13 protein-coding genes, 7 pseudogenes and 1 riboswitch are annotated in these 24,242 nt (G+C 57.4%); of the genes and pseudogenes, 9 read left to right on the top strand and 11 right to left on the bottom strand.

Going from position 1 to position 24,242, the window contains the following annotated elements:
- Nucleotides 1-4: 4 nt before the first annotated feature.
- Nucleotides 5-769, top strand: coding sequence for an SDR family NAD(P)-dependent oxidoreductase (locus LCM4576_RS12240; RefSeq protein WP_071032322.1), 765 nt, complete (start codon nucleotides 5-7; stop codon nucleotides 767-769).
- Nucleotides 770-805: 36 nt separating this feature from the next.
- Here LCM4576_RS12240 and LCM4576_RS12235 read toward each other — a convergent pair.
- Nucleotides 806-1,194 (bottom strand): annotated as a pseudogene (locus LCM4576_RS12235) (transposase); the annotation flags it as partial.
- A gap of 1,321 nt (nucleotides 1,195-2,515) precedes the next feature.
- Nucleotides 2,516-2,675, bottom strand: a pseudogene (locus LCM4576_RS34710) (transposase domain-containing protein); the annotation flags it as partial.
- A gap of 283 nt (nucleotides 2,676-2,958) precedes the next feature.
- Here LCM4576_RS34710 and LCM4576_RS37160 point away from each other — a divergent pair.
- A pseudogene (locus LCM4576_RS37160) lies at nucleotides 2,959-3,745 on the top strand (IS5 family transposase).
- On the opposite strand, the gene LCM4576_RS34705 reads toward LCM4576_RS37160, so the two are convergent.
- Entirely contained in the window at nucleotides 3,708-4,388 is a 681-nt protein-coding gene (locus LCM4576_RS34705) for a CmcI family methyltransferase (RefSeq protein ID WP_157901210.1), read from the bottom strand. The pseudogene LCM4576_RS37160 and the gene LCM4576_RS34705 sit on opposite strands and share 38 nt — an antisense overlap.
- Nucleotides 4,389-5,066: 678 nt before the next feature.
- Nucleotides 5,067-5,298: pseudogene (locus LCM4576_RS12220) on the bottom strand (transposase); the annotation flags it as partial.
- Nucleotides 5,299-5,399: 101 nt separating this feature from the next.
- On the opposite strand from LCM4576_RS12220, the pseudogene LCM4576_RS12215 reads away from it, so the two are divergent.
- Nucleotides 5,400-5,765, top strand: a pseudogene (locus LCM4576_RS12215) (transposase); the annotation flags it as partial.
- Nucleotides 5,766-6,058: 293 nt separating this feature from the next.
- Here the strand turns inward: LCM4576_RS12215 and metE are convergent.
- Nucleotides 6,059-8,404: a 5-methyltetrahydropteroyltriglutamate--homocysteine S-methyltransferase gene (gene metE, locus LCM4576_RS12210; protein ID WP_071032318.1), complete on the bottom strand. Its 2,346-nt coding sequence runs from the start codon at nucleotides 8,402-8,404 to the stop codon at nucleotides 6,059-6,061.
- A 95-nt stretch (nucleotides 8,405-8,499) separates the two neighbouring features.
- A riboswitch (cobalamin riboswitch) is annotated at nucleotides 8,500-8,700 on the bottom strand.
- 1,476 nt (nucleotides 8,701-10,176) lie between these two features.
- Between metE and LCM4576_RS12200 the strand changes: the two genes are divergently transcribed.
- Together LCM4576_RS12200 and LCM4576_RS12195 are read left to right on the top strand one after the other, a co-directional pair.
- Nucleotides 10,177-11,403 (top strand): acetyl-CoA carboxylase biotin carboxylase subunit family protein, encoded by a 1,227-nt coding sequence (locus LCM4576_RS12200; protein ID WP_042646757.1) that lies wholly within the window; start codon nucleotides 10,177-10,179, stop codon nucleotides 11,401-11,403.
- 249 nt (nucleotides 11,404-11,652) lie between these two features.
- Complete coding sequence (locus LCM4576_RS12195) at nucleotides 11,653-12,198, top strand: GNAT family N-acetyltransferase (RefSeq protein WP_042646756.1); 546 nt, start codon at nucleotides 11,653-11,655, stop codon at nucleotides 12,196-12,198.
- A gap of 92 nt (nucleotides 12,199-12,290) precedes the next feature.
- Here the strand turns inward: LCM4576_RS12195 and LCM4576_RS37155 are convergent.
- Nucleotides 12,291-12,838: pseudogene (locus LCM4576_RS37155) on the bottom strand (DDE-type integrase/transposase/recombinase); the annotation flags it as partial.
- Between the two features lie 84 nt (nucleotides 12,839-12,922).
- Here LCM4576_RS37155 and LCM4576_RS37150 point away from each other — a divergent pair.
- Nucleotides 12,923-13,118 (top strand): annotated as a pseudogene (locus tag LCM4576_RS37150) (helix-turn-helix domain-containing protein); the annotation flags it as partial.
- 202 nt (nucleotides 13,119-13,320) lie between these two features.
- Here LCM4576_RS37150 and LCM4576_RS12190 read toward each other — a convergent pair.
- From LCM4576_RS12190 to LCM4576_RS12180, 5 genes are all read right to left on the bottom strand, one after another.
- Entirely contained in the window at nucleotides 13,321-14,163 is an 843-nt protein-coding gene (locus LCM4576_RS12190; RefSeq protein WP_071032317.1) for a hypothetical protein, read from the bottom strand.
- Nucleotides 14,153-15,412: a diaminobutyrate--2-oxoglutarate transaminase gene (ectB, locus tag LCM4576_RS12185; RefSeq protein ID WP_071032316.1), complete on the bottom strand. Its 1,260-nt coding sequence runs from the start codon at nucleotides 15,410-15,412 to the stop codon at nucleotides 14,153-14,155. Before ectB ends, LCM4576_RS12190 begins: the two co-directional genes overlap by 11 nt.
- Before the next feature lie 545 nt (nucleotides 15,413-15,957).
- Nucleotides 15,958-16,167 carry a hypothetical protein gene (locus tag LCM4576_RS34690; protein ID WP_244510786.1) on the bottom strand — a complete coding sequence of 70 codons (210 nt, stop codon included), beginning with the start codon at nucleotides 16,165-16,167 and terminating at the stop codon, nucleotides 15,958-15,960.
- Nucleotides 16,112-16,450, bottom strand: coding sequence for a transposase (locus LCM4576_RS37725; protein WP_407067373.1), 339 nt, complete (start codon nucleotides 16,448-16,450; stop codon nucleotides 16,112-16,114). The genes LCM4576_RS34690 and LCM4576_RS37725 overlap by 56 nt, the downstream gene beginning before the upstream one ends.
- Before the next feature lie 251 nt (nucleotides 16,451-16,701).
- The gene (locus LCM4576_RS12180; protein WP_071032315.1) at nucleotides 16,702-17,940 is read right to left on the bottom strand and encodes an acetyl-CoA carboxylase biotin carboxylase subunit family protein; all 1,239 of its coding nucleotides are present in this window, start codon (nucleotides 17,938-17,940) and stop codon (nucleotides 16,702-16,704) included.
- Nucleotides 17,941-18,242: 302 nt separating this feature from the next.
- On the opposite strand from LCM4576_RS12180, the gene LCM4576_RS12175 reads away from it, so the two are divergent.
- From LCM4576_RS12175 to LCM4576_RS12170, 3 genes are all read left to right on the top strand, one after another.
- On the top strand, nucleotides 18,243-19,256 hold the full coding sequence (locus tag LCM4576_RS12175) for an IS110 family transposase (protein WP_244510785.1): 1,014 nt from the start codon (nucleotides 18,243-18,245) through the stop codon (nucleotides 19,254-19,256).
- 317 nt (nucleotides 19,257-19,573) lie between these two features.
- Nucleotides 19,574-19,732, top strand: a complete 159-nt coding sequence (locus tag LCM4576_RS36500; protein ID WP_157901208.1) for a hypothetical protein — start codon at nucleotides 19,574-19,576, stop codon at nucleotides 19,730-19,732.
- Nucleotides 19,733-20,092: 360 nt separating this feature from the next.
- Nucleotides 20,093-23,287: a VPS10 domain-containing protein gene (locus tag LCM4576_RS12170; protein ID WP_071032314.1), complete on the top strand. Its 3,195-nt coding sequence runs from the start codon at nucleotides 20,093-20,095 to the stop codon at nucleotides 23,285-23,287.
- Nucleotides 23,288-24,242: the final 955 nt, after the last annotated feature.

Below are 24,242 nucleotides of genomic sequence, written 5' to 3'. Positions count from 1 at the left end.
TACTATGGCTAACAGACTGAAAGACAAGATCGCGATCATTACCGGCGGCGGACGCGRCATCGGCGCCGGCGTAACCCAGCGCTTTGYTGAAGAAGGGGCCAAAGTCGCCCTTGTACAAAGGAACCCGCCGCCCGATGCCATGCTTTGTGAGCGCACCATCTATATAAAGGCGGATCTCTCCAGCGCCCAGGAAATCGCCTCCGCGGTCCATACGGTTGTCGAGCGGCTCGGCGGACTGGATATTTTGGTCAACAATGCCGGCATCATGTTCGAGAAGACGGTCGAAGATATGACCGAGGCGGACTGGGACCAGATGATGAATGTCAATCTGAAAGCGCCATTTCTGTTGACGAAGGCGGCGATGCCGCACCTTCGAAAGCGTCGCCCCGCAAGCATCGTCAACATCGGCTCGATCGAAGGGCTRGCGTCGAATCCGGGGCATCCGGCCTATTCCGCCTCGAAGGCAGRCATTCACGGCTTCACCGCGGCTGTGGCCGTAGACCATGGGCACGAGGGCATCCGCTGCAATGCCATCGCTCCTGGTTGGATTAACTCAGATCTCAGTCAGGCCTACATCGACAGCATGGCCGACAGGGAGCGCGTCCGCAAGGAGCTGATGGTCATGCACCCGGTAGGGCGCCTAGGGGAGCCTGCTGACGTCGGCAATCTAGCGGTCTGGCTTGCCTCCGAAGAAAGCGCCTTTGTGACTGGGCAGGTCTGCGTTATCGATGGCGGCCGCACCAAAAAGCTTTCATTACCCATCACTTGAAGAGTAACGCGACTACTAACTTAAAGCACGTCGCGTTTAATTGGCCTCATATCCGGCAGCTTTGAATAGGTTTCTGCACTGCAGCGGGTTGAATAGGTCGCATATATTCTTGAGCGCGTTGCATAACGCGTCGAAGAATCGCGCGGCCTTCTTTCTGAGCAGCGCCTTGAGTTCGAGAACGCCATTTCAATTGGATTGAGGTCCGGCAAGTAGGCCGGCAGCGGCAGCAGCCAGGCACCGCGCTGGCGCACCAGCTCGGCCGCCCGCTCGCTCCGGTGGGCAGCGAGATTGTAGAGGATGACGACGTCGCCCGGTTTGAGTTCGGGTGCAAGCTGGGTCTCGACATAGAGTTCGAAACGTGCCTTGTTCATCGGCGCATCGATGATCCAAGGCGCGATCATGGCGTGGCATATCAAGCCCGCGATTCTGTCGCGCCCGCCCGTCAGACCCGCTCTCCGGTCGGGGCTCCGCCCCTCCCTAGGACCGGGCCCGATGGGCGATCCCACCGGCCATCATAGTCGTCGCTGAACCGGCTACCGCAGTTGTCGCCGCRCATACATGCGCGCCATCTTCGGAATCCGCAGTCTGGGACAACGATTTCCTCGATCTCGTCGAAGAGGCGCATCTGACATTCAAAGGAGCGACGGACGGCGGGATCGGCTTCGGTGCCCTCAAAGGCTTAGGAAAACTAAATTTGAACGCTTTTAGAACAAGGAGCAGCTCGAAAAATTTGGCCTGCGCTATAGTGAGGAAGGGTCAACTTAAACTGCGATCCAGCGCTGAACCTCATTTCGGAATCCGAAATGATACTATTGAGGCACCTCTAAGTTACTAGCAATACGAGGACCGCGAGACCATCAGATCCCCAATGGTGGGCCGTAGACCAAATTGTTAAGCGCGACAGTTGGCTCAAGGATTATTGAACGCCTTATCGGCTGGCCCGCAATGGCTGCGACAAATGACCGAGGTTGGATCCCGCAAGTGTCTTGGCGCCGCTGCGCATCCATCGTGAAACCTGTGGCTCCGGTCCATCGCGACAGATGATGGAACCGTTTCTAGCCGGGCGCTCGCCGCTGGAAAACCACCCATAGCCAAGACCTTCTCGAAGGCTGTCTTGCAGATTTCACAACAAGGTTGGCCTTTATACATGCTCTTCGCGGCAGCTCCCTGTCAAGTGTCTGCCGTGGCAGGCCGAAGAGCCGCGCCCTGGCGTTCTGGTGGCGACGATAGATGTGCCGGCGGTCCACAAGCCATTGCCGGCAGCGAYGAACGTGTCCGGCCTCATGCAGCATGTGGGCGGACCGGCGGTCTTGAGGTCCACTTGAAGTCCCCARGCAAATTCGACTCTGACCCTGCATCTGGCCGCACGTTCGAAATCGGGAAGCAGCGGGACTACCAACGATGATATCATCCGCGAAGAGGCCATCTCTCGCCAAATCCTGGGCCATGTACGATTTCGCTGCCTAGGATGTGCTAACGTCACCCGAGACATCCGCCGATGCTGTCTCACTCTGGCTTGTCTACCTGCTCAAGCGCAAACCGCGGAGCGGTACCATCTGAGAAAAGTGCAGGAGCACCGGAGCACCTTGACCTCTATAACTACCTTAGGTCCAGCGTATGCCTACGCTGAAGGCCGCGCAATGAAGCGTCGCGTGGGCCAGTAGTGGTCGTTATGGTGATGCGATCAGTTCAGGCTGCGGCGGTCTGCTGACCGGCCAGTTCGTCGGCGCGCAGATTTTTCCATTCTCATGGCAGCAGTTCGTGCGGCGGGAACTTGGCAGATCAGAGATCCGTGYGAGAACGTCGGCGAGCCAGGCTTTTGGGTCGACGTCGTTCAGGCGGCAGGTGTGATGGACGTCAACATGACGGCAGCCCGGTCGGCGCCGCGCTCGGTCCCGGCAAATGTCTACGCATGCGCTTTATGGAGAGGGCTCCATATGCGCACCCGGTGATTATGCACAGCCTCGCCGGGACGAAGGTTCCATTTATTACAGTAGATCAGTTACATAGCGATCGGCTTGATAGCCTGACCCAAAACTCAAGGTTGGGCGGACTCGCAGCCTGTCCAGGCAATATAAAGGAGTGCGTCCACCTCCGCCCGAAGCTCGGTCGCGCGGTCGTCCTGACCGTTGAACCGTCGAAACCGGCGGAAAGYGGTCCGGCAATGCCCGCCACTGGCAGCAAATGCAATGACGGACCGGGAATGGGCGTTGCCGTTCATGCCTGGAGCGAAGGCGCATCTCGCTGCCCCGCGCGGCAATACTGCCGCTGGGTGGTCTCCGTCCAACCCATGTTGTGAAATCCTGCTCAAGTCTAGACAGCTCAAGCGAATCACAACGGACGGAGCCACTCAGCTATTTCTATGCCTGGCGGGACAGTGGCCTGTGGAAGACCATCAACTTCYACCTGGTGGCTGCGGCACGCCTGGYGTTTGGTCGCGAGGCGAGCCCGAGCGCCGGCATTATCGACAGTCAATCAGCAAAGACCACGGACGTTGCCGGTTTGCGTGGCTATGATGCCGGCAAGAAGATCAAGGGCTGCAAGCGCCATATCATTACCGACACCGAGGGGCGCCTTGTCCGGCTGAGGGTGCACGCGGCCGACACCCAGGGGCAGTTGGCGTCACCGCCTCCATTAGATAGCTTTACCCGTGTCTGCGCCATCTATTCGCCGACGGTGGCTATGCCGGAGAAAAACTGACGCAGGCCCTGGCCGACCTGGGCACGTAGACCATCGAAATCATCAAGCGCTCCGACACTGCCGCGACTGTGGGTTGTCGAGCGAACTTTCGCCTGGCTCGGACGTTGTCGCCGGCTCACCAGGGCTTCGAGGCGACTATCGCAATCGCCGAGGCATGGATATTCGTCGCCTCCATTCCGCCTCAAGCTCCGCCGCCGCGCAGCTCCACCTCCACGTAACCGAGTTTGGAGCCAAGCTCTTAAGACTTCCGAAGCCATGCATTTGGAGCGCAAGTAAAATTGGTCCCGAACGCGTCGGTGTAATAAGTATCAATCAAAAATCCAGATTTCTCGATCAACTGCAGTCCATCGATAATCTCACTATCCGCACGCATTGGATCATCTTCAATAACATAGTAATCTCCAGATACAAGGAATTTCTCCAAGTAATCAAACGTAGAAAATATTTGTACGTGCGCATCGTCAACCGCAATCCAAGGATGAGGCAGATTCTCCAGAAGGTGTTCGTCGAAAGTCGCGAGGTCTAGGAGGTCAATCTTATGAAATGTAAGCATTGGATGATTTGCATCTACGTGGATGCATTCGGTATGGATGTCAAAAGAATGAACTTCACCTTTATTCTCGCAGAGCACAGACATTTGATCGGCAAACCACAGCCCGCTTCCACCCTGAAGAGAACCGAGTTCCAGTATTGTCCTCGGCTGAAGTTCCCAAATAAGCCTCGTATACAAATATAGGTCAAAAGGCGTCTTGACATTAAGTAACCCCTTGTACGATTGCGCCAAGGCTCCAATTTTTGTGTCTTGGTTAGGAAAAAGCTTTGCGTGAAAAGACGAGTTCCATCCTCGTGCCGATGGCTTTGCAAAGCGGCCGGAACACTCAGCATTCACAGCGCTGCTTATCGCAATTTGCCCAATCAAGATTACCACCGGGCTTTGTTTGATCCGGGTAGTTCTTGTGGGCGGCTTCCCAAAACGCCTTGTATCCGGAAGCAAGCTTCATAGGTTTATCCTCCTTACCGCGTTTGCCATTGTACCAACAAAACCACGGCCTCGCTCCCTTGGGGAGCCGCCAAATCAAGTAGGGGCTAATCGGCTCCTGAAGGGCGTTCTGTTGCGGCATGCCCCGCTTCGAGGCCAAGGCGAATTGGGCCATGGCCATTGGCGTTGGTTGCGGAACAGGTCTTCCCCTTACAGCAATCGACAGTTCGTCCATGAGGAATATAAGCGATGCATTCGGGTCGGAAAAAGTTCTGGTGGAGCTGTCACGGATTGGCCGCTGGCTTCGATTCGTCAGGCGCTTCAGGCTTTGCGCGGGGTCAAGCTTATGACGGCCGTGACGCTTGTTGCTGAGACCGGCGACCTCGTCGGTCCGACAACCCCAAGCAGCTTATGGCCTGGATCGGTCTTGTCCTGCCGAGCATTCCAGCGGTAAGCGGAGCAACCGGGGCGAGATCACCAGCATCGAACGACGATGTTGATTGAGTCGGCATGACACTACCGCTTTCCAGCGCGTGAAGGACGAGCGTTGCGAGAGCGAAACGCCGATTCCCGATCCGATCCGCGCCAGGCGCAGACACACCTATGTGCCAAATTCCGCCGATTTTCAAGCTTGCCGACCCGCGTCACAAGAGTGCGGCCGTAATAGCCAGGAGCGATAGCCAAGACGCTCCGGCGTGCGCTCGCTCTTCGAAGCACCCAGCGCCTCGTCCATCTCGGCCTCGAGCACCTCGTGCATCACCGCGCGGATCACCTCGTGCAATCCATCCGGGTTCGAAWGCAGAATGTCTTTGACGGCGGCTATGGCGGATTTATCTTCAGTCTTGGTCATGGTGGCGTTCCTTCGCGGGAATCGGTGACGTGAACAATCACCAGCCTGCCATGACCGCCCTCTCGCAGCAATTTTGCAGAACTCTCAGCACACTACCCCACCTGGTGGCTGCGGCACGCCTGGCGCTTGGTCGCGAGGCGAGCCCGAGCGCCGGCATTATCGACAGTCAATCAGCAAAGACCACGGACGCTGCCGGTTTGCGTGTCTATGATGCCGGCAAGAAGATCAAGGGCCGTAAGCGCCATATCATTACCGACACCGAGGGGCACCTTGTCGGGTTGAGGGTGYACGCGGCCGACATTCAGGACAGGGATGGGGCAGTTGTCGTCACCGCCTCCATTCGACAGCTTTACCCATGGCCGCGCCATCTATTCGCCGACGGTGGCTATGCCGGAGAAAAACTGACGCAGGCCCTGGCCGACCTGGGCACGTGGACCATCGAAATCATCAAGCGCTCCGACACGGCCGGCCGAAACCGCGACAACGCCTCGACCGGTCTCGCGGATTTCAGGAAAATAAATGGCCTGAGCTTCGGAAGTCGCAAAAAACGGTAACGACGAACCATCACTGAGAGGGAAGGCCACGCGACTTCCGCCAAGTCCCCTAGTCTAATCTAAAGGCGCAGACGACGCTTCCGCCGTCTGCGCGTAGGATGGTATCATGTTGCCAGGACGTTCTGCGAACCGAGGCGTTTTCGCGAAATCCTCCGCAGCAGTAGCCGTCGGGGAGCCACATGACGAGAGTTGAATTCGGCAAACCCTCAGACCTGCACTTTCTCCCGGAGCGCGCGTGCTGCAGCGACCATGTTCACGAGGGCAGGGCGGACCTCCTCCCAATTGCGTGTTTTGAGACCACAGTCGGGGTTTACCCAAAGTTGACCATCAGACAAGCGCTCGCGGGCAAGCATGAGGAGGGCCGAAATCTCGGCGACTTCCGGAACGCGCGGTGAGTGGATGTCATAGACTCCGGGACCGATTTGGTTGGGATATTTAGAGCTCGTAAAGGCGTCAAGCAGTTCCATTGCCGAGCGCGATGTCTCAATCGAAATTACATCCGCGTCCAGCTCAGCGATCGCGTCGATGATCTCGTTGAACTCCGAATAGCACATATGGGTATGGATCTGAGTCGTGTCCTTTACACCTGTTGAAGAGATCCGGAAGCATTCGACCGACCAGTCGAGATAGACCTTCCTGTCGCACTTGCGCAGTGGCAAGCCTTCGCGAAATGCGGCTTCGTCGATCTGGATCATCCTTGCGCCGGATCTTTCGAGGTCCGTCACTTCATCGCGAATGGCCAGCGCGATCTGGCGGCAGACCTCGGAGCGGGGTACGTCGTCGCGAACAAAAGACCAATTGAGAATGGTCACTGGGCCTGTGAGCATTCCCTTCACAGGCTTTTGCGTAAGCGACTGGGCGAATTGCCACCAGCGCACCGTCATCGGATTGGAGCGCGATACGTCGCCGAAGATGATGGGGGGACGCACGTAGCGCGACCCATAGCTCTGCACCCAGGCATGTTCGGTGAAGGCAAAGCCGGAAAGTTGCTCGCCGAAATGCTGCACCATGTCGTTTCGTTCGAACTCGCCATGCACCAGCACGTCCAGCCCGATCTCCTCCTGCCAGCGAATAGCAGCCTCGATCTCCTTCTTCAGAAAGGTTTCGTAGTCGACATAGCTGAGCTGGCCCTTCGCGTGAGCGGAACGCGCCTTGCGCACCTGAGGCGTCTGCGGAAAGGATCCAATGGTCGTTGTCGGGAACGGCGGCAGGCCGAGCGTGCGGGCTTGGACCCTGGAACGTTCGGCAAATGCGCTCTTTCGTTGCTTCATAGCGCCGTTGATGCCGGCGATCCGCCCTTCAACGAGCGGGTCATGGACCTTCGTGGATGTTGCGCGAGTCGCGGCAGCCTCGTCAGAAGCTTTCAACTCGCCAGCCACGGCATCTCTACCTTGGGACAAGGCCCGGGCCAGGATGACCAGCTCGTCGGTCTTCTGGGCCGCGAAGGCGAGCCACGACCCGATGTTCGCATCCAGTACCGTCTCCATACGCAAGTCCATCGGCACATGCAGCATCGAGCACGAAGGCGCGATCTCGACTCGGTCCAAGGGCCAGCCCGCGACGATCGGCTTGATGCGGTCGAGAATGGCAGTGAGGTTCGCGCGCCAGACGTTGCGGCCATTGATCAAGCCAAGCGAGAGCACCAGGTCCTTAGGCGCGAGCCGACCAGCCGTCTCCAGCTGTTCGGGAGCACGCGAGAGATCAAGATGCAGGCCCGCCACAGGCAGCGATATCGCCGTCTCGAGATTGTCCCCCAGCGGCCCGAAATAAGTAGCCAGCATGATCTTCAGCTCGGGCGCGGCCTTCGACAACTGGCCATAGGCAAATTCAAGTGYGGCTCGTTCGTTCGGGTTTAGATCGAGCACAAGCGCTGGCTCATCGATCTGCACCCAATCGGCTCCCGAAAATATCAACCTCCGCAGGAGTTGCTCGTAGACGGGCAGAAGCCGCGGCAGGAGCGCGAGGGGATTGAAACCTTCGGCAGGTGACTTCGCCAGCTTCAGAAAAGTGACCGGTCCAAGGATGACCGGGCGTGTATGAATGCCCAGGGCTTTAGCCTCGAGGAAATAATCAACCGGTCTGGTCGACGCGAGCGTGAACGCCTGATCGTCGTCAAGTTCCGGCACAATGTAATGATAGTTGGTGTCGAACCATTTGGTCATTTCCATCGCAGTTAGCGTAGGGCAAGCCGCATGCTCCCGACCAGCGTCGCAATTCCCCGTCTGACCTTGTTTGCCGCGGGCCATGGCGAAATAGATGTCGAGTGGGACCTCGCCGCCATTCCATACGTAGYGGGACGGCACGGCGCCAACCATGGCGGCGGTGTCGAGTACATGGTCGTAGAGCGAGAAGTCGTTCGACGGGATTTTCGACACACCGCGATCGCGCTGCTCCTCCCAACTCGCGGCACGGAGCGCCTTTGCCGTCGCCAGAAGCTCGGCAGCGCATGATTTTCCGGACCAATAGCTTTCAAGCGCGAATTTCRGTTCCCGCCTGCGACCGATACGCGGCACACCAAGCGTTGCTACAGGAATTTGCTGAGAGAGAGTCATGYGATACCCCGATGGTTGGGGCGTGGGAGGCAACGAAGGCGCCAGTAGGCCGGTACGTGCGCCGGGCTGCAGCGGCCACCGAGACACCCCGCCCGTGGACAATAGTTCGCCGTGGCAGGTCTCCTGGCTCGGGGGTCATAGCCTCTACCCGTCTTCCCGAGGCTGTWCGCCTCAGTGACATGAGTGGGGTCGGCTCGCCTCTAACAGTTGCGGGGGCAGCGCCGGCATCGCACCGGCTTCCCTCTTAGCTCCGCTACGGCAGCACCGTACGGAGAACCATGGCTTGGACACAATCACAGCAGTCGGCTCTTTTGTCAACCTCGCATAAAGAAATCTTTATGTCATTATGTGAACGCACTTTGTGCTATCGCAGTGATTTCCAAAGCGGTGGAGGGACGAACAAGGGGCACTTGGATCGTGGATATGTTTGGATTCGGCGCGCGGTAAGGCAGATTGGCTACATTAAGCCAGACCTTGGYTGCTGCAGGGGCCGGGCCAAATCGCCAAATGGGCGCACTGTGCAGAACTGTGCCAGACGGCGGTTCGGCCCGGCTGAGTAAGGGTAGTTTGCCGGGCGTTTGGTCGGACGGATCGATTGGCGCGCGAAGGCAGGGYGCCTGGCTCCGCGCCGTTGAGGTCTTCTTCGCCGAGCTGTCGAAGCGACCGCCCACATTTGACGGCGATGATTCTGCCCGGGTCGGCGGTCCAGGTCAAGCGTTTGGGTTGTCGGATTATGATCGGCGAGGAAGCGGTTGATGGCCGCCTACAGGTCGACGACAGGATGAAAGCCGCCTCGCTTGAGGCGCCAAGTGTTAGATTCAATCCCACTACTATGGATAGCGACTACTGCCCGAAAAGCAGTGCCAGCCGCGCGATCGCAACTCGACCTATATCCGATTGCCAGATGCAGTACATTTAGCCAACCTGAAGCACATCTCAAGCTCGGTGAGGATTTACTTTTAACGAGACCCAGCGGAAGGTTTCCAGTCGCGCGAAGGCGAAATCCTTGCTTCGTCTCGAAATTCGCTTGGAGTGGCCGTGAAAGACGAGACGCGGGTTGTAAGAAGGAAGGCTGCCATTGATCCCCCTGAGCTGAAATCCGCGCTCGCAGATTACATTGCGGGTGACGGAAGCGCGCATGGCCTCGATTGTATAACGAAACCAAGGAGTCTGCGGAAGTTAGACGACACCATCCTTCGGCCGCGGCAGCTAAACTACGTCGTACAGTTTTCTGGACCGACCGGCTCCAATGCCCTCGAGGCTGCCCTCAAGCTAGCGCGCAAGATCCCCGGCCGGCCTCAACATCATAGCGTTCACCAACGGCGTTCATGGCATGAGGCTTGGCGTCTCTCCTGCACCGGCAACCGATACCACCGTGCAGCCGCCGCCCAGCTGCTCGGCGGCGTCACACGGCTACCCTATGACCGCTATCTTGGATTCACTGTAACACGGGCGATTTTGATCACCTGCTGTCGGATCCCTCTAGTGGCGTGGACGGCCTGATTGCGAGAGAGTCCAGAGGCGAAAACGGCCTGCGTGGCTATTTGCGCCGGCGGGCGGTGCGGCTTCACGGCGAGATCAGACTGGACGGGCATGCACTGCAATGCCCATTTCACCGCCGCGTTAGGAGGTCGCGCAACAAAATGATCAAACAACCTTAAAGAATATTTCGCGAAACAATGTCGACAGGAATGATAAATTACTTCAAGTCTGACCGGTCACACGGGCAAAGACGCACAAACCATTTAGAACATCGTGAGTGGTCGGAAAATATGCCAAAACGCGCAATAATATTTCTGGAAGGCGCAAGTAATAGCCCATTATATTGCGAAGCAGCTAGACGTCTTGATATTCATCCAATTACGATCTCTGGGAATCTGGAGTCATTTGATTATCTCACGCAGTTCGGAATTGAGGCGATCCGTGTCGATAACAATGACTTTGATTCGCTGATCCGAGAATGTATCCGGCTGCGCTCGATCTATGAAATAGCTGGTATTACCAGCGCCCAGGAGTCGGTCTATGCGATGGTTGGCCAGCTCTGCCGGTACTTCGATCTGCCGGGCCCGAACGCTAGGGCGGTTGAACGGTGTTGCGACAAATCCGTTCAACGTCAGGTGCTCGCTGAGGCTGGCCTTCGCGTACCTGCATATCGTATGGCAGCGGATGCGACGGAGATTAAACGCTCTGCCGCCGAGATCGGTCTACCGGTAATTCTTAAGCCAGCTATCGGCATCGGCAGCAGTGGTGTCCGATTGTGCCGCACTCTCGATGAGATAGCCGAACATACGATCTATCTGTTGAGCGGGAAGCACAAATGGCAGTCCTCACCGATGATACTTGTCGAGGAGTTTGCGCAAGGCCCTCAGTATAACCTTGAAATAATGGGAGATCAGGTCATAGCCATTGGCGCGGCGAACTACGCTCCACCTAATTTCGTCTGTCGCGGGCACCTCTATCCGGCCCCGCTGAATGACGAAGATTGCAAGCGTATTGCAGATCTTTCGCTGAGTTGTTTGCGAGCTCTCGGGCTCGGTTGGGGGCCAACGAACGTTGAACTTAGGTGGACGAACCACGGTCCAACCGTCATTGAAGTCAATCCGCGGCTTGCGGGTTCGCCCGTTCCTGACATGGTCCAACTGGCTTACGGTGTCGATCTCATCACCAACCACATCAGGCTCGTTGTTGGTGAGGAATTGGATTTGCGGGAAAGGCAGTCACACGCAGCGGGCTCGCGGTACCTACTTCCCGAGTGCGATGGCACTCTCGATTGGATCGACGGCCGGAGACGGGCGGCCGCCCTATCCGGTGTTGCCGAGGTAAAATTGTACGTTGAACCCAAGACGCCGATAATCATGAACGGCGATTCCGGAGACCGCATCGCACATGTCGTCGCTACTTCGCCCAGCCGTGCTCGGACAGAGGCGATACTGCAGGATGCCGTCGACTTAATCGATTGGTCGATAACTCCATTTCCGACCCTATCTGGAGTAGATTAAGCCTCGAACTATTTCGGGTAGTGGCGTTTTAGGCCGATGTGAAGCGCCGACGACCCGCCGAGACAAGCTGGCGAATTCCCCCGCCTGCAACATAAGGAATCGCGACGCAGCACTGGCGCAGCTCTTGTGGCCAACTGATGGAGTTCGTTCCACATTGCCTCTCTTGGTCTTTCAAAAGTCCATGGTCACCATTGATGCGGGGAGGCRCTTGCCTCTGACATCACAACAGCGTTCAGATTGGAAATACCTATGGCCACGTATCAGACGGAACGTTTGATTCTCACCTCCATGCGACCCGAGCACACCGCGGAATTGTTCCAGTTGCATGCCGATCCCGTGGTTCAGAAGATAATCTATGATAATACTCCGCAAACGATTGAGGATGTGCTCAACTGGATCGAAAGGTCTTTGGCACAGTGGCGCAAGAACGGCTTCGGCACTTGGATCGTATATGAAAAATGCGTTGACAGTCCTGTTTTCATCGGTCGCTGTGGCCTGCGTGACTACGCTGACACAAACAATATCGAACTCTCTATTTCATTGCTCCAACGCGGAGTAGGACGAGGTTTGGGGCTGGAGGCCGCACGATTCGCCATCACGCACGCTTTGCGAGGTTCGACCAAGGAAAAGGTAGTCGGCCTCATTAGGCATTGTAATTTGCGGTCGCAGCGGGCAGCCACAAAGCTTGGGCTGCGGTATATTGACGACCGCTGGCATGACGGCAGATTCTACCAATATTACGAAATGACCCGCGAGGAGTATTTTTCCCAGCCGCGGGACGGGGTCTCACGGTAAGTGGAAACACAGGCTCCGCTTGTTTGGATAGCGTCCCGCCGAATTTAAATGGCATCCTGCCGGGTTACGTTGAGCGCGGGGCGCGGCGACGATCATGCGGCCGTCGCCATGGCTTGGGCCGAAAGAAGCCTCGTTGGGCGCGCGCCCGCCGAGGCTCGAATGCGAGCGCACTCCATTATAGAAGGCAAGATACCGGGCGATCGGCGCGCGTGCCTCGGACACGCTGTCGTAGGAGCGCGGATAGGCCTCTATTTGATAGCGCGCCACAGCCGCTCGACGAAGACATTCTCGCGTCAGGCACCTTTGCCATCCATCCTGATGGACACACTCGCCGCCGCCAGCACGCCTGTGAACTCAAGGCTGATGAACTGGCTGCCCTGGTCCATGTTGAAGATCTCGGGTCGGCCATGTCTGGCCAGGGCCTCCTCGAGCGATGYGACGCAAAACGCCGCCTCCATCGTGATTGAGACCCGATGGGCCAGCACCGCTGGCTGAACACGTCGACGACGGCCGCAAGATAGACGAAGCTGTGCCGCACCGGGATGTAGCTGATGTCCATCGCCCAGACATGGTTCAGCCGTGCGATCATCGTCCCGCGCAAGAGATACGGGTAGATCTTGTGGCTCGCGGCTGGCTTGCTAGCACGTCCGGAGATCGATGATTCGATTTTGATGAGACGGCCGACGCCGCTTCTGATTCAACGTCTGCTTTCAGGAGGTGGACGATGGCGCGAGYGCTCGGAGAGGATCTTAGGTTGCGTGTTTTGAAGGCTGCGGATGAAGGGACTTCCGGCGCGTCAGGCGGCGGCACGATTTGGGGTGGGGATATCRAGCGCGATCCGCTGGATCGCAAGGGCCAAGCTGGGTGAGACGACGCCCCGGCCGCAAGGACGACGACGCGGGTCGCGGCTTTCCTCAAACCCTCCCGCCGCGAGATAGTCGTGCCGAGCGGGATCAGCCCCTAGAGTAATTGGTTAGAGCCCAAGACACTGGGCTGCCTTCACGTAGGGAAGGCCGTTGCTCCTTGTGCCCTCGACCAGGATGAGAGCCCTTTTTGACATTGTCTTTGACCCTCCTCTGCGCAGCTGTCGAAATCCGGTCAGTCACTGCTACATCCAAGCCATCAGGTCCACCAGACAACAAGATCTGGCCGCGCATGTCCGAAAAAGCTGTTCAGCACCAAGCGACGCTTTCCATTGCCTGATTGACCGGTGACCCCGTGAACGAAACCGCCATCAAGTAGGGCGATGTCCCCGGGTTTGAGCTGGATTTCGCGACTAGGCACCGCATCGAGATAAGCTGCGGAGTAGGGATATCCCGTGTTCTCCACGCCCTGCGACTTTCGATCTGCGACGGTCGGCTTGTGACTCCAGAGCCTCAAGTTTCCACCCTCATCAGGCATGCTGGGATAAAAGTTGAGTGCTGCGACGATGTTGTGYGCCACCGCAGAAAGCTCGAAATCGTTCCCGGCACGTAACACTTGAGCGACATCGTCGTGAGGGTCCAAGGAAAACGTGCCGCTGCCAGACCAGCTGAGACCGCGACAAACATTGGCCTTGCCATGTTCTGAACGGGCCAGCCGCAATTCAACGCCCTGTTTGTGAAGCTCGCGCTTCAACGCGTCGAAGAGGGCTCGGACCGGGTCAACTAAATTGCCAAAAAGGGCGTCAACGTGCGGCCGCGCATTTTCCGCCTCCTTGAAATAGGTGGCTGCATCCTTCCTGTAGTGGGATGYGCCGACATATTGTCCGGGGACGCCATCTTTGCGCTCCTTGAGACCGGAGCTGCCAACAAAGTTCGTGGTGATCTCCTGGGCTACTTCGGTGCTGAAAGCTCGCTTGATGTGCAGTGCCGTGATCTCACCCTTCAGGACCGAGATGATCTCCGCAGTGCTAATCGAGCCGGTTCGTTCTTTGATTGTAAGAGGCGAGATGGCCGGCGTTTGAGCTACTTGGTTAGTCGCCATTGGTTTTCTCCTGTAGTGCGTGATCGAGGATGGCCATGCCGTGATCGAGTTCGTCATCTGAGATGGTTATCGGCGGAAGGACTTTGATAACGTCGCGATTTGGCCCTGAGGATTCGATCAGCAAGYCGTTTTCGAACGCGACATCGTGCACGCGGTCAACATCGGCCTGTGAACGGCACTTGAGGCCGGCCATCAAACCACGGCCGCGCTTTTKTTCGATGCACATGGGGAATTTCRCAACGAGGCGATCAAGGTGTTCTTGAAGTTTGACGGTTGTCCGCTCGATGGCTGTAGTAAAGAGCCTATCGGACCACATTGTRCACATGGCCGCCGAAGTCACGAAGGCGAGATTATTGCCTCTGAAGGTCCCGCTATGTTCTCCCGGATTCCATATATCCAAGTCTGGGCGAATCAGAACTATGGACAACGGATTACCTGAACCGCTTAGCGATTTCGAAAGGGTCACGATGTCGGGCTCGATTTTCGCGAACTCGAACGAGAAGAAATCGCCTGTTCGTCCCGAACCTGCCTGAATATCATCCACGATGAAAACAACGTCGTGCTTACGGCAAATGCGCTGAATTTCTGAGAGCCAAGGTGCGGATGCGGTGTTCATGCCGCCTTCTGCCTGGATGGGCTCCAGGATGATTGCGGCCGGCTTCTCTATCCCGCTGCCTGGGTCGCTCAACACGTGATCAATGTAACTCGCGGAATCGAAAGTTTGGTTCGGATAGTTCTCGTAAGGGACACGGATCACATCGTGGCGAGCAACGCCGCCAAGCTGTCTGGTTGACGCTGAACCCGACACCGCCAAGGAGCCGAGCGACATCCCATGATACGAATTTGTGAAGDCCATAACGCTCGAGCGGCCGGTATATTTTCGCGCTAGCGCCAAAGCCGCTTCGTTAGCGTTTGTCCCGGTCGGCCCAGGAAACTGTATCTTGTAAGAAAGCCCCCTGGGCTTCAAGATCGAGTCGACAAACACTCTGATGAAATCACGCTTTGCGGCCGTATTCATATCAAGCGACAAAACTATATTTTTTTCGACGAGATATTTAATTGCCGGCGACATGATATCTGGGTTGTTATGACCGTAGTTAAGCGCACCGGACCCAACTAGGAAATCAATAAACGGTTTGCCGGCCTCGTCCCAGATTGTCGCCCCCAGAGATTTAGTAAATACTGTTGGAAACGACCGTCCATAGCGACGAACGTTAGACTCATAAGCTTCGAAGATGTCGATGTCCATTAAATRGCCTCTGTATGCCACTTGCGGTGAACGCTGCATGTTCTATGTGTAGGCATTCCAAATCATTGGGTCAGACAACTAGCTACGGCCAATCTCAGTTTGAATCCAACTTATCATTGTCGGCGGCTTGCATTCGCAAAGACTCAGTAAATTTTTTTGACGAATCTGTTGCGTAAGGGGCCAGTTGATGGCGTCTAGGTTGAAGTTTCAGGGCATGAGCATTTGATTTTGGCTTCGGGCCAGCGCTGGGCGATGCGAGACAAGGTCTGGGAGAGCCAGGCGAGGGGATCGACGCCATTCGTTGTGYCTTATGCCGACCGGCAAACTAGCCGAGTGCTTCTTTTGATAAGGACACTAGACCGCATTCCCGGCCAATGCGGTAGGGAGCCGATGGTTGACACTCGGAATAGTTCTGATGCGCTCAGAGGGCGTTCAAGATTCCAGAAGCCGGTCGTTCGGTCGAAATCGCTAGGCCTTAGCGCATTCGTACGGCTTCAGCTTTGCGAGTGCGGATTCCTTCAGTTCAAGATGTGCATGAAGATAGGTCAGCGTCGTTTCCATCGCCTCATGGCCAGCCACACGGCAATAACTGAGCAATCGACCCTGGCATGTAGTAGCTCCATGGCAGCGCTGCGCCGCAAGACATGGGGCGACACCCGTTTTAACCGAAGGGAGACGCAGTGCTCGCGCGCTTTGGTGTCATATTTGTTCAGCAGTGCCTGGACTCCGTCGGCGTTCAGTTTGCCACCGTGCATGTTCGGAAAGAGAGCCGTTGCGCCAGAGCGGCGCGACGCCGTGGATCATCAGCGTGCGCAGCAAATAACGGTCGCCGCGTTTGCTGATGCCGAATAGTCGGACCCGTCCTCCACTTGATCGCTGCTGCGGCACAAGGCCCAACCACGCCGCGAACCGTCGACCGTACTTGAATCCGGTTCTGTCACCGACAGGTGCAATCAATGCGTCGCCACTATCGGCAATGCCTTCGATCCTGCCGAGGCGTTGGCACGGCTCGCTGTCGCGAACGTCGCCTCCGCTCACCTTCAGGCACTGGGAACTTCCTTGCTGTGTTTTACACCGCTGAAATCGTTGAAGTGCTTCTCGGCGGGCAGCGGGTCAAGGCCGACCGGAAAACGATTGTTGCTCGCAGATACGTGGCGCGCCTTGATCCCTTTCACAGTTTCACAGCGCGAACGTTTCCTGAAACGCGGAGGGGCGCCCCTTTTCGACCTTCGCCGCACTGATGCCGACCTGCGCTGGTGCGGCGAGGGCAAGGAGTCGCAGCTTTGCTCCTATTCGCCAACTGTCGGAAATGGTGCGATCGACCAATCGATCGTATCGACGGCACGCTGGAGAATCGCCTCAGTCCGACCGGGGCTGGGTGAAGCGGCAACGACGTGTCCGATCCAGTCTCGGTAATCGCCTTTCCTGATAATCGGCGTCTTGGGTGCAACATAAAATTTGACCTCGGCCACACCTGGCACGGAGGCCGCCCGACTCTCGCCCGCGACCCAATCCAGTGTGCCATCGCGATCAGGAACTATGTACCGCGCCGCCGCAGTGTGCGAATGCCGTCTGTGCACGTCGCAGTCGTCGCCAATGGTAAGCTTGACGTGCTCGGTGATGAGATCGATACCGTAAGCTAACTGAACAAGTTGAGGACCGGGCGCGCCAGCAAGACGAGGGTTCACTTCAATGATGACTGGTCCTCGCTTCGTCCACCGTAGCTCAATGCACGTTGGCCCCCAGCCAAGGCCGAGAGCTCGCAAGCAGCGCAGTGAAACATCGGCGATACGCTCATGCTCGTCATCAGCCAGCGGGACCGGAAAGGTGGCCTCACGCCAGACAAAATGTGGTGGGGGGCCGAAGCCGCCGATACCGATCCCAATAACCTCACTTCCAATGATCTCGGTGAAATAATGGGGGCCTTGGGCGAATTCTTCGACCAGTATCCTCGGCGAAGACTGCCATCTGTGTTTTCCGCCCAACAGATAAGTGGTATGTTCGACCAACTCGTCGGCATTGCGGCACAATCGCACGCCCATGCTGCCGCTGCCTATCGCTGGCTTAACAATTACTGGCAGTCCAATCTCCGAGACCGCGCTTTCAACGTCGCTCGCATTTGCTGCCAAGCGATAAGCAGGGGTTGGAACGCCGGCCTCCGCGAGGAACTGACGTTGCACGAATTTGTCACAACATCGTTCGATCGACGCGGGGTTCGGTCCCGGTAGATCGAAGTGCCGACAGAGCTTGCCAACTGTCGCATAGACCGACTCGTCGTCGCCCGAAAAGCCAGTAATGCCAGCTATGTCATAGGTCGCGCRCAACTGGCAACATTCGCGGATCAACGCATCGAGATCGGCTGTATTGACGCGGATCGCCTCACTTCGTTCCGCCGCGACATAGGCGTACTGAGCTGGATCAGTCGACAGGGTAATTGGATGAAGGCCAAGACGCTTGGCCGCTTGAATGTATCGTAAACCATTACCTCTTGAATGGCCTTCAACCAGAATGAGCGCTCTTGTTGACATTTGCTGCTGACTCCGACGTTGCGCGCTGTGCCGTCCGAGCGTAAATCGGCATAAGTGTCTTTTGCCACGCCTCAGACGTCGCGGTGAAAGTACCATTGCCGGAAATTTGCGCTCGCAAAGATTCTGTAAAATTGTTTGAAGGATCAGTTGCGTGCGATTCCAATGAAACCGGGACGGTGATTCCGAAACGAAACCGGACGCCCATTCCGATTGGAGTGATGATGTGGACGCCTCCATCACCGGCGTCAGCAAGCGTGATATGGCTTTGCTGTTGCCTCACTGGAAAGCAAGGAGCATCCGCAATGCAAATTACCACGATCGGGCTTGATCTGGCCAAGAACGTTTTTCAGGTTCATGGCATTGATCAAGAAGGCAAGGTTGGCGTCCGGCGAAGCCTTCGCCGTTCGGAGGTTGTTGAGTATTTCGCCAAACCTCCACCTTGCCTCGTTGGCATTGAAGCCTGTGCAACGGCGCATCACTGGGCTCGCGAGATCGGTYGATTTGGGCACACGGTTCGTCTGATGCCGCCTGCCTATGTAAAACCCTACGTCAAACGCAACAAAAATGACATCGCCGATGCCGAAGCCATTTGCGAAGCGGTGACGAGGCCGAACATGCGCTTCGTTGCCGTGAAGACAGCGGCTCAACAATCGGTTTTGATGCTGCATCGCTGCCGAGTTCTTCTGGTCCGGCAACGAACTATGCTGGCCAATGCAATTCGCGCGCATCTGGCAGAATTCGGCATCGCGATGCCGCAAGGGATTCGTACTTTGCTGACGGCCCTGAATGTGCCGAAAAATGAAATGAACAACCTTCCCGATCTCGTCCGGATTGCACTCACCCCCATGACAGCAAGCCTCATCGAACTGGGTCAGCGCATTAAAGCACTGGAGATCGAGATTGCGCGCGAGCATCGCGGCAACGAGACCAGTCGCCGATTGGAAACGATTCCCGGTTTTGGTGTCATCACATCAACAGCGATGGCAGCGACAGTCRCAGACCCGACAGCCTTCAAATCTGGCCGTGAATTCGCCGCCTGGCTCGGCCTTACGCCAAGAGAGAGTTCTTCGGGGGGCAARCAACGGCTCGGCAGCATCCAAGATGGGCGACGGGTATCTTCGAACGTTGCTCGTTGTCGGAGCGACGGCGGTGATCCGCTTCGCTCGCGAGGAAGGGTCCGCCAAGACGGCGTGATCCGTAAGCTCATGGAGAAAAAGCCTGCGAAGGTCGTGGCGGTTGCGCTCGCCAACAAGATGGCGCGCATTGCCTGGGCGCTGATGACGAGAGGAGAGATTTACCGTGCCATCCCCGCTTGATCTGGCGTGGGCTTGAACGCGACAACGAGTTGGTGAGGGAAAGACACTTGACGAGAACCGGTCAGGGGCCGGGGTTGGAAAGCCCGAGGGGTGCAGCGACTTTTGAGCGCGCTGGAGTGTTTAGGGATCCAATCCGCGGAGATTCATCAGGGCCAGCGGCTCAACACACCGCATCGAAGGCCGAACATATGACTGCAACCGACCGTTTTTGAGAATGGTGCCACTTTCGTCTTGCCAAGGAGGCGTCCACATATGCACCCTCAGACTGAGACAAGGAAGATCGCGGACAGTTTCCCCGCAGGAGAGGAAACTGGGGCATGGCCGGACGGCAAAGAGTTATTGATGAGGACCAAAAGCTGGAGCTGCTCCAGCGCATGGAGGCGGCCGAAACCGTCAGCAAGTTGGCAGATGAGGTTGGCATCAGTCGCCAACTCTTTACGAGTGGCGAGATCATCTCAGGCTTCGTGGTAACCTGAAGTCACGTCGGCGCGGCCGGCCGGCGAGAGTGGCGGGAGGAGTTGACGGCGAAGTGCCATTGCCGAGCGCAGTTGATCCCCCGGCGGCTCAGGRAAAGGCACTGACCAAGGCCAAGCGCCGGAAGGGATGGCGGTCTCGTCGGCGGGAGATGATATTCGGTCAGTTCGGCGAGGCATATCACCATGCCGTGCATCGGCAACCGCGGTGCCGTTGTTGCCATCTCTTTATCAGATGCCGGCAATATAAAAGCTGCATTTGACGCCCGCTGGGGCCTATCGCTATCGCTAGGCCGCGAGCCCAGCGTCCAACGCGCCGCGCCGGGCTTTGGCTACAAATCACGTCGATTTGGAGATAGTGCTATGACGACGCTGATCAGTGTTACTGACCCAAAGGGCCTCGAGGCGCTGACGTGGCGCTGTATAGGACCAGCCAGGGGTGGCCGCGTTGTGGCGGTCGCGGGGGATCCCAGCGACCCAATGGTGTTCTACTTCGGGGCCTGTGCAGGTGGAGTGTGGAAGACTATCGACGGCGGGATTTACTGGCGCTGCGTGTCAGATGGTTACTTCAAGAGCGCCAGCGTCGGCGCGTTGTCGGTTGCACGTTCCGACTCCAACGTAATTTATGCCGGAATGGGTGAGACGACGATCCGCGGCGACGTCTCATATGGCGACGGAGTCTACAGGTCGACGGACGCCGGTCGCAGTTGGACCCATATGGGACTGAAACAAAGCCGCCACATCGGCAGGGTCTGCATCCACCCGCAAGATTCCGATATTGTCTATGTCGCGGCGCTCGGGGACGCTTTTGGGCCCAATGAGGAGCGCGGCGTGTTCCGCTCCAAAAACGGCGGCAAGACTTGGCAGAAGATCCTTTACCGCAGCCCCGACGCCGGTGCCGTCGACATTTCGATGGACCCGAACAATCCGCGTATACTCTTCGCCACCACCTGGGAGGCGCGGCGGAATTTCTGGAGCTTGAACAGCGGCGGGCCGGGGAGCGGAATGTTCCGGTCTCTCGACGGCGGCGACAGCTGGGAGGAACTGTCTGGGCGGAACGGGCTACCGGACGGGGTACTCGGCAAGCTAGGCGTCTCTGTTTCGCAGGCGCAGCGCGGGCGCGTCTACGCCCTCGTCGAGGCCCAGGGCGATAAAATCGGCCTCTATCGCAGCGACGATTATGGCGACTGCTGGATTCAGGTTTCGCAGAACCGAGATCTGATGCACCGCCCTTTCTATTATACCCACATCTTCGCGGACACCGGCCATCCCGATACTGTCTATGTAAACAACTTGCAGATGTGGAAGTCCACCGATGGAGGGGCGAGCTTTACCGAAGTGACCACTCCTCACGGTGATAATCACGATCTCTGGATCGACCCGGCTAATCCCAAGCGGATGGCCCAGGGCAATGATGGCGGTGCTTGCGTCACCTTCAACGGCGGCAGAACCTGGTCGTCGATCTACAATCAACTGACGGCGCAGTTCTATCGCATCGACGTCGATGACAAGCACCCTTATCGCGTTTATGCCACCCAGCAGGACAACACCGCAATCTCGGTCCCGAGCGCCTCGGAATGGGGTGTTATTCCGCTCGGCGAATCCACCTATCCGGGCACTGGCGAGAGCGGCTTCATCGTTGTCGATCCGAGTAATTCCGATGTGGTTTATTGCGGTGCGATCGGATCGAGTCCGGGCGRCACCGGAGCTTTGCAACGATACGACCACCGGACCCGGCAAATCAGGGTGGTCAACGTCTGGCCGGAAAACGGGAACGGCATGGCGCCGAAGGATATGCGCTACCGCTTTGGCTGGACCTTCCCCCTCACATTCTCACCGCATGATCCGAACACGCTTTATGCCGGAGGCAACCATGTTTTCCGTAGCGAAGACGAAGGATCGAGTTGGACAGCGATGTCCCCCGATCTCAGCCGGAACGATCCTATTCGGCAGGATTACTCAGGGGGAATCTTGACTCGCGATAACTCCGGCGCCGAGGTGCATGCGACATGCGCCTCGCTTGTGGAATCGACCCACCGCAGGGGCGAGATCTGGGCTGCTACGGACGACGGTCTTGTCCATGTGACGCGCAACAGTGGAGCGCAGTGGAGAAACGTCACGCCCGACAGCATGCCAGAGCTAGCTTATGTCGGCTGCGTCGAAATCTCACCCCACGATGCGAACACGGTATATCTAGCGGCCACACGGTACAAACTTTCCGACTACCAACCCTATCTCTTCCGCACGAAGGATGGTGGCAAGAGTTGGCAGCCAATCAATGGCGATTTTCCGACGGACGAAATCACCCGGGTGGTGCGCGCGGATCCAGYCAGGCCCGGACTCCTGTTTGTCGGCACGGAAACGGGTGTTTTCTTCAGCCTCGACGAYGGCTCGCATTGGTCGCGCATGGCCRGCGGCCTCCCCGTTGTCCCGGTTTACGACCTCAAGATCAAGGAGAGCGATCTCGTCGCCGGCACTCACGGACGGTCCTTTTGGATTCTGGATGATATAACGCCGTTGCGCGAGTTAGYCCCGGATCAGCACGACGTGAAGCTCATAACTCCGCGCCCGACAGTTCGCACCAAACTTTCTGTTTACGCCGGGACGGATTTCGCCAACTTTGGCACGAGCTACAGCTCTGCATTCGGCGTTGGCGCTGGTACAGAGAGTGTTGAATTGGTCGACGGCCGACGCGTTCGCCTTTACCTCGACTGCGGCGAGAACCCGCCTAACGGTGCCATCGTCTACTATTGGCTTCCAGAAGATGTGAAAGAGCCTGTCAAGCTCACGTTCCGGGACGCTGCCGACAACAGCATCATTTCCTTCTCGAGCGACGATCAGGGTACATCGTTTGATCGAAGGCCCGGCACGAAGGTTGGTCTCAACCGATTTGTGTGGGATCTAAAATATCCAGGGCCCGTCAAGCTCGATCCGTCGCTAGTGACACGAAAGTACCAGCCGCTTGCGGCGGAGCCTGAGGACCCGAGCGGCCCGACGATAGTCCCCGGGGTTTATAAGGTCGAGCTACAGGTCGGCGGCAAGAGCCAGACAATCGCATTCACCGTGATCAAGGACCCTCGCGTCGGCACAACCGAAAAGGAGTTCCAAGAGCAGTTTGCACTGTCGCAAAAGCTGTTGGACAAGCTGTCAACGCTCAATCAGGCGGTCAATCGCCTCCGCCTCCTGAAGCGCCAGCTCGCGGATATACACAAAAGGCTCGCTAACAGTCAGAGATCGCTGGGAGACAGAGCCCAAGCTTTGATCGCGCGGCTCGAAATGATCGAGGGAGCGCTGGTCGACAACAAGCGGGAGACGCCGCGAGACCGAGACGACCGCAACCCAGTCGGCTTGGACGATAAACTGATCGACCTTGTCAGCACGGTGAATATCGCGGACGCCCCGCCAAGTCTGCAGGCTCGGCATGTCGCGGACGTGATCATGTCGAAGGTCGATACCGAAATCGAAAACCTTGCCGAGCTCGTGAGAAACGAGGTCACTGCGCYCAATGTCGAGCTTAAGAGCGCTGGCATAGAACTGCTCGGTACCACGGCACCCTAGTGTGTCCGTGGGGACACACGTGTCGATTTAGCAATCGTTCCAGGAAAGGACAGAGACATGGATTTCATTGAGCGAATTTTTGGCGTGGCTCCGGATGGAGGTGATGGTACGACCGAGATGCTCTATATCGCAGCTGCGGTCGCCCTAGTTGCGATGGTGGTTGTCTGTCGGTGGCTACGTAGACGTGCTGTAACGCGGCATCGGTAAACCTGCAGCCTTCATCTTCGCCGTAATCCGTTACCGCGCGAGAGCCCTCCCTGTCAGCCAGCCCCCCTAGGGAGAAAGCAAGTGTGATTGGGTGATCGCAACCGACCAAACAGCCGATTCTGTTGTCCGAAGATGGCGCCAAATAAAATCATCGCGACAGAGGGGCGCCGGCCCCCCCCCTCGCGTGCTCTCGCGGCGGCTTGTCATGATGCAGCGTGTCGGGCCGGGCGGGGGTACCGTCGCAGGTTCCCGCGTAGCTGACCRCTTTGCCGCGGTGGGCATAAGTGTTCGTCGTAAAAGCGGACCTTCTAGTCTAAACAGTCTTAGGTGGCTGCGACTCGGTTTCTCATGCGAGGTCTCTATCGCTGAGATTTCAGCATCCGCCCTAACTGCGGCGAGGTTGAAGGGCTGGTTGGCCGATGCTCGTCAACGCCTTCGCACCCAACTGGCTGGAGGTGTGGTGGGCTTCGCGCTCGACCCGTGAGTATCGATGATGAGTTCGAGAATCACGAGATTAACGCGCCGGTGCTTTGGTATTGGCGAAGTCGGGCGTCGTTCTCCCATCTAAGGAGCCAGATGGCGATAATCCCAAAACTGAATTTGACCCGGGCGGGCCCAGGTCACCAAAGTTATGACAACGAGGGTCACACAACAGAGTACCCACACCGGATAGCAATGTGAGCAGGCCGGCGGGTAGATGGTCGATCAGCGCATCGCAAAAGATTGAGCTGCTTCGATAGGGGTAAAA

Source organism: Mesorhizobium sp. LCM 4576 (assembly GCF_001854815.1).
Lineage (GTDB): Bacteria > Pseudomonadota > Alphaproteobacteria > Rhizobiales > Rhizobiaceae > Mesorhizobium > Mesorhizobium plurifarium.
Note: the sequence above shows the minus strand (reverse complement) of the source record. Positions and strands in the feature narration are given on the sequence as shown.